The organism is Roseateles sp. YR242 (assembly GCF_900109745.1).
GTDB lineage: Bacteria > Pseudomonadota > Gammaproteobacteria > Burkholderiales > Burkholderiaceae_C > Roseateles.
The window spans coordinates 450,520-462,191 of record NZ_FOAV01000001.1 but is presented as its reverse complement, the minus strand read 5'-3'; the positions used below and the strand labels follow the sequence as shown (position 1 = coordinate 462,191).

6 protein-coding genes are annotated in these 11,672 nt (G+C 64.8%); 4 read left to right on the top strand and 2 right to left on the bottom strand.

Going from position 1 to position 11,672, the window contains the following annotated elements:
• The first annotated feature begins 23 nt into the window (after positions 1-23).
• Both BMY53_RS01980 and rraA read left to right on the top strand, forming a co-directional pair.
• The gene (locus BMY53_RS01980; protein WP_092943080.1) at positions 24-257 is read left to right on the top strand and encodes an RNA-binding S4 domain-containing protein; all 234 of its coding nucleotides are present in this window, start codon (positions 24-26) and stop codon (positions 255-257) included.
• Between the two features lie 103 nt (positions 258-360).
• Positions 361-885: a ribonuclease E activity regulator RraA gene (gene rraA / locus BMY53_RS01975; RefSeq protein ID WP_092943078.1), complete on the top strand. Its 525-nt coding sequence runs from the start codon at positions 361-363 to the stop codon at positions 883-885.
• Between the two features lie 4 nt (positions 886-889).
• On the opposite strand, the gene serB is transcribed toward rraA, so the two are convergent.
• Together serB and mfd are read right to left on the bottom strand one after the other, a co-directional pair.
• The gene (gene serB / locus BMY53_RS01970) at positions 890-1,594 is read right to left on the bottom strand and encodes a phosphoserine phosphatase SerB (RefSeq protein WP_092943076.1); all 705 of its coding nucleotides are present in this window, start codon (positions 1,592-1,594) and stop codon (positions 890-892) included.
• A gap of 60 nt (positions 1,595-1,654) precedes the next feature.
• Positions 1,655-5,161, bottom strand: coding sequence for a transcription-repair coupling factor (gene mfd, locus BMY53_RS01965; protein ID WP_092943074.1), 3,507 nt, complete (start codon positions 5,159-5,161; stop codon positions 1,655-1,657).
• A 343-nt stretch (positions 5,162-5,504) separates the two neighbouring features.
• On the opposite strand from mfd, the gene BMY53_RS01960 reads away from it, so the two are divergent.
• Together BMY53_RS01960 and BMY53_RS01955 are read left to right on the top strand one after the other, a co-directional pair.
• A complete protein-coding gene (locus BMY53_RS01960; protein ID WP_092943072.1) occupies positions 5,505-7,133 on the top strand; it encodes a ShlB/FhaC/HecB family hemolysin secretion/activation protein in 1,629 nt (542 codons plus the stop codon).
• Positions 7,134-7,288: 155 nt separating this feature from the next.
• Positions 7,289-11,668, top strand: coding sequence for a YDG domain-containing protein (locus BMY53_RS01955; RefSeq protein ID WP_177200671.1), 4,380 nt, complete (start codon positions 7,289-7,291; stop codon positions 11,666-11,668).
• Positions 11,669-11,672: the final 4 nt, after the last annotated feature.

Below are 11,672 nucleotides of genomic sequence, written 5' to 3'. Positions count from 1 at the left end.
CTGCGCTCGGGGACAATACGCGCATGTCTACATCTGCTGCCCCCGCCATCCCCTTCGCTCTGCGCGGCGAGTTCATCGAGCTGGACAAGCTGCTCAAGGCCTGTGGCCTGGCCCACAGCGGGGGCGCGGCGCGCCATCTCATCAGCGATGGCCAGGTCCGCGTGGACGGTGCTACCGAGCTGCGCAAGACCGCCAAGATCCGCGCCGGGCAGGTGGTGGAATTCGCCGATCAACGCATCGAGGTGTCGGCGTCCTGATGGTTCTGCGAGCCGGCCCGCCGCGCCGGTGCTTCGCTGCGCCCGCACGGGTCACCTCGCCCAAGCGCTCAATGCGCCTTCGTCCCAGTCTTTGGAGTTCTCGATGACCACCCCTTCGTCCAGCATCGGTTTCTCAACCTGTGATCTCTGCGATTCGCTCAAGGCGGACACCAGTGGCGCCATCCGCTGGCTGCCCGGCAGCCGCTATCGCAGCTACGGCGGCCGCGTCCGTTTTGCCGGCCCCATCGCCACCGTGCGCTGCCTGGAAGACAACTCGCTGGTGAAGGCAGCGGTGGAGAGCTTTGGTGGCGGCCGTGTGCTGGTGGTGGACGGCGGTGGCTCCCTGCGCCGCGCGCTGCTGGGCGGCAACCTGGCCGCCAGCGCTGCCAAGAATGGCTGGGCGGGCCTGCTGATTCATGGCGCCGTGCGAGACCTTCAGGAACTCCAGGCCGCGGCCGTGGGCATCTTCGCCCTGGGCCATGTGCCGATGCCGACAGAACGCCGCGGGCAGGGCGTCGAGGACGTGCCGGTGCAGATCGACGGCCATTGGCTGCGCCCCGGCGAATGGATCTACGCGGACGAGGACGGTGTGGTGGTCGCCACCGGCCCGGTGCACCCGGCCGGCTGAATCCTTACTGGAAGAGGGTGAGCAGGCGGTCCAGGCCACCGTCCTGGATGGCCACCATCGCCTGGGCCCGCACCTTGGGCTTGGCGTGATAAGCCACGGAGAGGCCGGACGCGCCCATCATGATCAGGTCGTTGGCGCCATCGCCCACGGCGATGCATTGCTGCGCCGTGGCACCGATCTGCTGGGCACAAGCCAGCATCATGCGGCGCTTCTCTTCACCGTCGCAGATGTCGCCCCAGTCCTGCATCCGCAGGCCACCGGTGAGCCGGCCGTCCACGATCTCGAGTTCATTGCTGCGCATGAAGTCCATGCCCAGCTGTTCCGCCACATGGCGGGCGAAGAAGGTGAAGCCGCCCGAGACCAGCACCAGCTGGATACCCGCCGCCTTCAGCGCCGCGCAGAGCTCACGCGCGCCGGGGTTGAAGCGCAGGCGCTGGCTCAGTACCTCGTCCAGCGCCGTGGCGGGCACACCCTTGAGCAAGGCCAGCCGGCGGCGCAGGCTTTCCTTGAAGTCGGTGATCTCGCCCCGCATGGCCGCCTCGGTGATGGCGGCCACCTCGGCCTTCTTGCCCGCCACATCGGCGATTTCATCGATGCACTCGATGGAGATCAGCGTGGAGTCCATGTCGAACGCGGCCAGGCGGAAATCGCTCAGGCGCAGCGGCGTGGATACGTTCTGCAGGACCAGGGGGGACAGCTCGGCGGACATGGATTGGCTCAGGATTGAGAAGAGGAGGATGAGGGGCAGGGGGGCTGCTGGCGGCGATGGTCAGGCCGACGTGGTGGTCGGCGCCCCCAACAGGCGGAGCACCTCCCGCACGGCATGGGCACGGTCCTTCGGGTCGGTCAGGGCCTTGTCGATGCGCAGCTTTTCGTTGCCCACCAGCTTGATGTTGCGGTTCTTCTGCACCAGCTCAATGACCCGCATGGGGTCGATGGGCGGGTTGGGCCGGAAGTTGATGTTGATGACGGTGGGCGCCGCATCAATCTTTTGCACGCCATAAGGCTTGGCCAGCACACGCAGGCGGTGGGTGTCGAACAGCGTCTGTCCCTGCGGTGGCAGCTTGCCGAAGCGGTCGGTGATCTCCTCCAGCATGGCGTCGATCTGGTCGGCCTTGTCGGCGGTGGCCAGGCGCTTGTAGAGCGACAGGCGCTGATGCACATCGCCGCAATACGCATCGGGCAGCAGCGCGGGCGCATGGAGGTTGATCTCGGTGGTGGCGGAGAGGGGGCTGAGAAGATCAGGCTCGCGGCCCGCCTTCAGTGAGCGCACCGCTTCGGACAGCATGTCGTTGTAGAGCTGGAAGCCCACCTCCATCATGTTGCCGCTCTGGTTCTCTCCCAGCACTTCACCGGCACCCCGAATCTCCAGGTCGTGCATGGCGAGGTAGAAGCCCGAGCCCAGCTCTTCCATGTTCTGGATGGCTTCCAGGCGCTGGGCGGCCTGCTTGGTCAGGCCTTCGATGTCCGGCACCATCAGATAGGCATAGGCCTGGTGGTGCGAGCGTCCGACCCGGCCGCGCAGCTGATGCAGCTGCGCGAGGCCGAACTTGTCGGCACGGCTGATCACGATGGTGTTGGCGCTGGGCACGTCAATGCCGGTTTCGATGATGGTGGAGCACAGCAGCAGGTTGTGCTTGCCCCCCACGAACTCACGCATCACACGTTCCAGCTCGCGCTCCGGCATCTGGCCGTGGGCCACAACGATGCGGGCCTCCGGCAGCAGTTCCGCCAGCTTCATGCGGCGGTTCTCGATGGTCTCCACCTCGTTATGCAGGAAGTAGACCTGGCCGCCACGCTTGAGTTCTCGCAGCACGGCCTCGCGAATGGTGCCGCTGTGTTCGCTGCGTACAAAGGTTTTGATGGCCAGGCGCCGCTGCGGCGCGGTGGCGATGACGCTGAGGTCGCGCAAACCCTCCAGCGCCATGCCCAGCGTACGCGGGATGGGCGTGGCGGTGAGGGTGAGCACATCCACCTCGGCGCGCATGGCCTTCATCGCCTCCTTGTGGCGGACACCAAAGCGGTGCTCCTCATCGATGACGAGCAGGCCCAGGCGCTTGAATTTCACGTCGGCCGAAAGCAGCTTGTGGGTGCCGATGACGATGTCGATGGAGCCGTCGGCCAGCCCCTCCATGGCCGCCTTGATCTCCTTGGCGGAGCGGAAGCGGCTCATCTCGGCCACCTTCACCGGCCATCGGCCGAAGCGGTCCGCAATGTTCTGGAAGTGCTGTTCGGCCAGCAACGTGGTGGGCGCCAGCACGGCGACCTGCTTGCCGCCCATCACCGCCACGAACGCGGCGCGCAGGGCCACCTCGGTCTTGCCAAAGCCCACATCGCCGCAGACCAGCCGGTCCATGGGGCGGGGGCTGATCATGTCCTGGATCACGGCATGGATGGCGGCCCGCTGGTCCGGCGTTTCCTCGAAGCCGAAACTCGCGGCAAAGGCCTCGTAGTCGTGCGGTGAATAACGGAAGGCGTGGCCCTCGCGTGCAGCGCGGCGCGCATAGATGTTGAGGAGTTCCGCCGCTGTGTCCCGCACCTGCTCGGCCGCCTTGCGCCGGGCCTTGTCCCACTGGCCGGAGCCCAGCCGGTGCAGCGGGGCCTCCTCCGGGCTCACGCCGGTGTAGCGGCTGATGAGGTGGAGCTGGGCCACGGGGACGTACAGCGTGGCCTTGTCCGCGTATTCCAGATGCAGGAATTCGCTGGGGCCCTCACCCAGATCAATGTTGATCAGCCCCAGGTAGCGGCCAATGCCGTGGCTGGTGTGCACCACCGGATCCCCGACCTTGAGTTCTGAGAGGTCCTTGATCAGTGCATTGACGTCACTGACTTGCTCCTGCTTGCGGCGGCGCCGCGTGGTCGGGGTGGTGGCAAAGAGTTCGGTTTCGGTGAAGAGCTGGAGGATGCGCGGCTCGGCATCCGTTCCGGCAGCGGCCATCGGCTGGCCGGGGATGGCTGGGTTCACCCAGCTGAAGCCGGCGGCCAGCGGCGCGGCCGTGATGGCAAAGCGCTCATCGCCTGCCAGGAACTCGGCCAGATCCTTGACAGACGGTGGGTCGATCTTGTTGTCGCGCAGCAACTCCAGCAGGCTTTCGCGGCGGCCTTCGCTCTCGGCCAGCAGCAGCACACGGTGCGAGGTGCTCGTCAGGTGGCTGGACAGGCGCGCCAATGGCTCCTGGGCGCCACGCTCCACGCTGACATCCGGCAGCGGCCGGGCGTAATCGACCGCCTCGCGGCCGCGCACCGACAGCACCGCGTGGCGGTGCGTGGCACCAAAGAAGTCTTCGGGCCGGAGGAAGATTTCCTCGGGCGGCAGGATGGGGCGTTCCGGATCGTGCTGCAGGAAGCGATGGCGCTCGCGTGTGTCCGTCCAGAAACGCTGCAGCGCTTCGTCCACCTCGCCATGCAGCACCACGCCGGCCTCGGCGGGCAGGTAGTCGAACAGGCTGGCCACCTGGTCGAAGAAAAGCGGCAGGTAGTACTCGATGCCGGCTGTGGCCAGGCCGGTGTCGATGTCCTTGTAGATGCGCGAACGGGTGGGGTCGCCGTCCATCTTCTCGCGCCAGCGGGCCCGGAAGGCCTTGCGTGAGGCCTCGTCCATCGGGAACTCGCGGCCCGGCAGCAGGCGCACGTCGGGCACGGGGTAGAGGCTGCGCTGGCTGTCCGGGTCGAAGACACGGATGGAGTCCACCTCGTCACCGAACAGATCCACACGGTAGGGGACGGTCGAACCCATGGGGAACAGGTCAATCAGGCCGCCGCGCACGGCGTATTCACCGGGCGACACCACCTGGCTGACGTGCTGGTAGCCACCCAGGGTCAACTGTTGCTTGAGCGCGGATTCGTCCAGGCGCTGCTTCTGCCGGAAGTTGAAGGTGGTGGCCGCCAGGAAGGAGGGCGGTGCCAGCCGGGTGAGGGCGGTGGTGGCCGGCAGCACCACGACGTCCAGGTCGCGGTCCGCCACGGCCTTGTCGTTGGCCTGCAGCAGGCGCCACAGCGTGGCCAGCCGTTCGGAGATCAGGTCCTGGTGAGGGCTGAAATTGTCGTAGGGCAGTGTCTCCCAGTCCGGGAACACCGCCACGCGCAGGCCGGGCGCGAAGAACTTCAGCTCGTCTTCAAGACGCTGTGTGTCGCCGGGCTCGGCGGTGACCACCACCGTCAGCCGGCCCGCAGCCAGTTGCTGCTGCACAAAGGCGGCCAGCAGCAGGGCGTCGGCGGAGCCGATCGGGCGGGGCTGAGTAAAGCGTTTGCCGGGGGCGATGGGGGAGAGCTGCATGGCGCACAAATGAAGACAGCCCCGGAAGGGGGCTTGGTGGGATTGTAGGGAGTGTGGGCAACCGGCGTGCGGGGGAGGGCGAGAACTGCGTCGTCGTACTTTGGATGGAGTTCCTGCTGTGCCTTGGGGGGACGTTCACTCAAACGGGGTGGGCGACTTTGGCTTCTCGCTGAAGGAGGCGATTGGGCAAACCGGGGGGGAGTTTCAAGAATGGCGCACTCCAACAACTCAGCGCGTCACTATCGTGAAATTCACTATCCCTACACGCCGGCCAGGTCATGTCGCGCCCCTTGCCGCAGCGACGCGGCGCCTCCCATCTCGCCGCCAGCCCCGGCTGACGGCCATGGCCGCGCTGGTGCTGGTCGGGTCCGCAGGGTTGGGGCACGCTCAGGTCCGGCCACCTGACGCAGGCCTGTTGCAGCAGGACCGGACGCCCGCGTCCGAACCCCGTCGCCCCGCCGAAATCCTGAGACCTGCCGATGGCCGCATGCAGCCCAAGGACGGCCCGACCGGCCGTGAGCGCGCCATTCCCATCAGCCGTGTGGTGGTGGAGGGCAGTACTTTGATCTCGCAGGAGGCATGGGACGAAAACTTCTCGTTGGTCGGGGATGAGCCCCTGACCTTGAAACAGATGAAGGAAGTGGCCGCCGTGGTTCAGGCGGCCGTGCAGAAGGCCGGGCGCCCGTTCGCCGTGGCGTATCTGCCGCCGCAGGATCTCAGCACCGGAGAGTTGCACGTGCGTGTCGTCGAAGGGCGCTACGGCAGCGTGCAGGCACAGGGGGCCCTGGCTGCGGATGCCGCGAAGTGGATGGCTCCGCTGCGGCCCGGAAGCCCCATCGGCCCCGAGCTGGAAAGACAGATGCTGCTGCTCTCCGAGCAACCCGGCGTTGCCTCCGCAGCCACCGTTTCGCCAGGTGCCAATCCCGGAGACGCCGACGTGACGGTGGAGGTGACACCCACCCGCGGGTGGGGCGGGGAGATGCGTGTCGATAACTACGGCAATCGTTATGCGGGCCGAACCCGGGTGGTGGGCACCGTGTACATGGACCGCTTGCTGATGCTGGGGGATCGGCTGAGTCTCGCTGCGGGCACCAGCAATGAGGGCGGCGGGCAAGGCAGCCTGTCCTATGGTGTACCGCTGGGCGCGCGCGGCGTGCGGCTCAACCTGTCGGTCGGCACCAGCGAATATCAACTGGGCAAGGAATTCGACATTCTCGAGGCCAGTGGCAAGGTCACCAGCCTGGGCGCCACATTCTCGATCCCCTTGCAGGTCTCCACGCGTGACCGCTCGGAGTGGCAGTCGGGCATCCAGGGGCAGCGCATCACCAACCGGCAAGGGCTGTTCGAGACGGAGGACCGGCGCAGCAATGTGGCCTGGACCAATTCGCTTCAGATGTCGCACTGGTTTGCTGGCGGCGGCAGCCTATGGGGACGTCTCTCGGCGGAAGTGGGCCGGACCCGATTGGGGGACGAGTCTTCACAACTGATTGACGCCTACAGCGCGCGCACGGCCGGCACTTACCTGCTGACCAGCTTTGATGCCTCGGCCTCTCGGCCCATGGGCGAGTGGGCGCTCTACGGCCATGTCTCCGGGCAACTGGCGGATCGAAATCTGGACCCATCCAAGAAGTTTGTTCTGGGTGGTGCTTCGGGCGTGCGCGCCTGGCCAGCGTCTGAGGGCGCTGGCGACGACGGTGTCCTGGCGCAAGTGGAACTGCGCCGACGCATGGGGGATTTCCAGCCCTTCGTATTCGCCGATGCGGGACATGTCCAGTTCAATCACAAGCCGTGGGCGCCGGGCTTCAATGAGCGCACCTTGGCAGGTGCGGGCATCGGCCTGCGCATGTCGAAAGGCCCCTGGCAGCTGGAAGGTACGGCGGGCTGGCGCATCGGCAAGGACAGTCAGGTCGCGGACGCCGACTCCTCCCGCAACCCGATCCAGTTCTGGGTCAGCCTTGGCTATCGACTCTGACACCAACGCTTTTCTCATTTCTCTTCATGAAAGGCCATACGATGAATCGTCTTACCCCCCATCGAATCAGCGATGCTCGCGTTTCTTATCCGCTGCCTTCTCCCAGGGTAGCGGCCCGGCGAAGCGTCCTGAGCGCCAGCTCGTGCGCCGGCGGGATGTTTGCGCTCTCTCTGATGAGTCAGGCGGTGGCGCAGGTTGCCCTGCCTACCAATCCCAGCTTCACGGCGAGCCATGCCACCATCGACACGGCCGCGAACTCGATGGTGATCAAACAGAACGTCGACAAGCTCGTCATCAACTGGGCGAGCTTCAACATTGACAAAACAAGTTCGGTCTCCTTCCAGCAGCCCACCACGAAGTCCGTGGCCTTGAACAGGGTCACCGGGACCGAAGGCAGCTCGATTGCGGGCAGTCTGATCAGCAACGGCCAAATCTTCCTGATCAACCCGAACGGTGTTCTGTTTGGCAACGGCGCCAGTGTGAACGTGGGCGGTCTGGTGGCCTCCACCCTGGATATCAAGGATGATGATTTCCAGCGCGGCAAATTCCGTTTTTCTGGCAGCTCGACCGCGACGGTCGAAAATGCTGGCGCAATCTCCGCCTCCGCGACTGGAGAAGCGGCCTACGTCGCACTGATCGGAAAGAGTGTCACCAACAGTGGCTCAGTGCACGCGGGGCAGGGCGGTGTGGTGGCCATGGGGGCCGGCAGCGATGTCACGCTGGCGCTTGGCGGTCCGGTCAAGTTGCAGATCAACGGCGGCGCGGCGGACGCTGCGATCACCAATAGCGGCAGTGCCTATGCCAGTGGGGGCGTGGTGATCCTTTCGGCGCGGGGGTTGAGTCAGCTCAATGCCGCCGTCATCAATCAATCCGGCATTCTGAGCGCGGAAAACGTGGGATATGGACCTGGCGGGCAAGTCATGCTGACGGCCCCGGGCGGCACCGTCAGCGCTGGAGGCACCCTGGATGCCTCCAGTGGGAGTTCCGGGGGCACGGTCGAGGTTCAAGGAAAGACCATCAACATCGGCGGCGAATGGTTGGCGAATGGCGATAGCAACCGCGGAGGAACCATCAAGGCGAATGCCGAAGAAGGCATCTATCTGGCGTCGTCGGGCGCGGTCTCCGCGTCGGGCCAAGACGGCGGAACGGTGAGTCTCAACGCGGGTAGCACGGTGAGCGTGGACGGCTCGGTAATGGCTGTTGGGCGGGATCAGGGCCTGGGCGGCAAGGTGAATATCCGCTCGGGCGGTGCGTTGAACCTGGCTGACGGCATACTGAAGGCATCCCATGCGCCGAGCGCCGGCGGCGCATTGACGCTGACCGCCAAGAATTTGACGGTGGGCGCTGACAACGCCAGTTCGCTCAAGGGTTCGCAGGTCGCCGGTTGGCTGCATGAAGGACATGATCTGCAGTTGCGCGCCGGCAACGACCTCACTGTCAGCTCGGCGATCCAGGCCCAGGCCCAGGCCCAGGCCCAGCCCACTGGCGGCAAAGGTAGCCTCGCGCTGACGGCTGGACGCTCATTGCTGGTGGACGCATCGATCGCCAGCGCGGACGCGTCGGTGCACCTGACGGCCAACGCGCAGGACCAGGACCTTCTCACACTGCGTGAAGCAGGTGTAGGAAACTTGGCCATGCGAGCAGGTACCGCGCTGTCGACGAATGGCCTCGCCACGTTCACCATGGCGGGCGGCGCGACAACAGCGTCCGGTGCTGGCACCATCAAGCTGGCGAACGTAAAGGCTTCCGATCTGAGTGTGGCGTCGGGCCGCTTCGTTGCCTCGGCAACCATCGACGGCAAGGTCTACGATGGAACCACCGCAGCGACAGCGAGCAACCTTTCTGTGGATGCACTGGACCTCAGTCTCAGCAATCTGGTCCTGACATCCGATGCGGCATTTGCTGACAAGAATGCAGGCAATGGCAAGGCGGTGGCAGGCCAGATGCTGTTAAGCGGATTTGATGAAACGACGCCTTCCCGTACCTCCGCGCTGATGAAGGCCGATAAGGCGCTGGATGTGACAGGCGTGGCCGACATCAGCCGCAGGAAGTTGACCCTGACCCAGGTGAGCGCGCTTGACAAGGTCTACGACGGCACCACCACTGCGAGCGCGTCGGCAGGTTTGGGCAACCGCATTTCTGGCGACGATCTGGGCGTTCAGATCAATGCGTCGTTCAACGACAAGAATGTCGCCAACAACAAGACGGTGACGGTGAATGGTGCGCTGTCGGGTGCTGATGCGGGCAACTATGAGCTGGATGTCTCTGGCGTGACGACCAGCGCCAGCATCACCAAACGTCTCCTGACCCTGGGCGAGCTGACCGCGCTCGACAAGGTCTATGACGGGAACCGCGACGCGGCGGTCTCCATCGGCAGGGACGACCGGGTCAACGGCGACGACCTGCGTTTTGACGCGACCGGCAGTTTCGACACGAAGAACGCGGGCGCCAACAAGACAGTCAGCATTGGCCACGTGACCTTGGGCGGAGATGACGCCAACAACTATGAGCTGGACTATGCCGGCCTCACCACATCGGCGACGATCTCAAAGCGGCTGTTGACGCTGAGCGAGCTGACGGCGATGAACAAGATCTATGACGCCACCCGTGATGCCAAGGTGACCATCGGCGCAGACGACCGGGTTTCCGGGGACGATTTGAGCTTCGTTACAACGGGCAGTTTCGACACGAAGAACGCGGGCATCAACAAGCGGGTCAGCGTGGATCACCTCGTCGTCGAGGGTGGCGACAGTGGCAACTATGTGGTGGATAGAAGCAACCTGACGACGACGGCCAATATCGAAAAACGTCTGTTGACGCTGAGCGAGCTGTCGGCGATGAACAAGATCTATGACGCCACCCGGGATGCCAAGGTGACCGTCGGCGCAGACGACCGAGTTTATGGAGATGATTTGCGCTTCGTTACAACGGCCAGTTTCGACACGAAGAACGCAGGTATCAACAAGCGAGTCAGCGTGGATCAACTGGTCGTTGAGGGCAGCGATGCTGGCAACTATGTGGTGGATAGAAGCAACCTGACGACCACGGCCGACATCGCCAAACGTCAGCTGACGCTGGGTGAGTTGAAGGCGTTCGACAAGGTCTACGATGGCAATCGTGATGCCCTGGTGAGCGTCGGTCGCAACGACCAACTCGTTGGCGACGACGTGCGCGTGTCCGCCACTGGCAGCTTCGACACGAAAAACGTCGGGAACGGAAAAGTCGTCAGCATCACCGGCGTTTCGCTCTCCGGGGCCGACGCCGACAACTACGTGACGAGCCACATTGGCCTCGTCACGGACGCCAGCATTTCTCAGCGTCGGCTGACCTTGAGCGACTTGAAGGCTCTCAACAAGATTTACGACGGAAACCGTGACGCCCAGGTGTCCTTCGGCGGAGATGACCGGGTCCATGGCGACGACCTGCGGGTGGCCGCCACCGGGAGTTTCGATAACAAGAATGCGGGTGCCGGCAAGGTGGTCGGCATTACCGGCGTATCGCTGACCGGTAGCGACGCCGGCAACTATCTGGTCGATGCTGGCGGGATGACCACGACGGCCAACATTGACCGGCGGGTACTCTCCTTGAACGACCTGAAGGCGCTCGACAAGGTCTATGACCGGACCACGCTGGCGTCCATGACGGCTGGCGGTGACGATCGCGTGGCGGGTGATCAGCTCAACATCTCACTCGCCGCCGAATTCGATGACCGCAACGCCGGGCGCGACAAGCTCGTGACGGCCACCGGGGTCACCGTGAAAGGCGCGGACGCTGGTAACTATGTGGTCTCGGATGCGCCGTTGACCACGCGGGCCGCCATCACACCGAAGACCCTCCAGGTCAGTATCAAGGCCCAGGACAAGGTCTACGATGCCCGGACCAACGCCACCATCACATTCGAAGACAACCGGCTGGGTGATGACAGCATTCAGTTGACCGGCGGCAGCAGTCACTTCTCTGACAAGAACGCGGGCAAAGGCAAGACCGTGACGGCCAGCGGCTGGGCGTTGGCCGGCGAGGATGCCGGCAACTACGTGCTGGACGCACCCTCGTGGCAGACGCAGGCGTCGATCACGCCGCGCCAACTCATCGCCACGGCACCCGCGTCAATTGCTTTCGACAAGCATCTTCGCCCCGGTTCCATTGCACTCGACACGGATGCGCTGGCCGGTGACCAAGTCAAGGTGAAGGCGGGCCAGTTGACGTGGGGGCCGGTGGCCAATCTGCGCCAGGCGGTGACTCTGTCTGATCTGGGGATTGAGGGTGCGGATGCGGGCAACTATGTGCTCGGCGTTGCGTCTGTGACCGCGCCAACCACCCTCTCGTTGCCCACACCGCTGCCAGGCGGCAATGTCTGGACGCTCTGCACTGGCGATGCCGACGTTTGCGGCGGCGTCGGTGGCACGGCCATTTCCCATCCGTTCGGTTGGTTGGGCAACTTGCAACTGGTCCGGACCGCCAGGGCGGACGGTCTGGTGGTGCAGGGGGCTGGTATCCATGTGCCGGCGGCGCGCCTTGAAATGGTCGGCAACTGAAAAT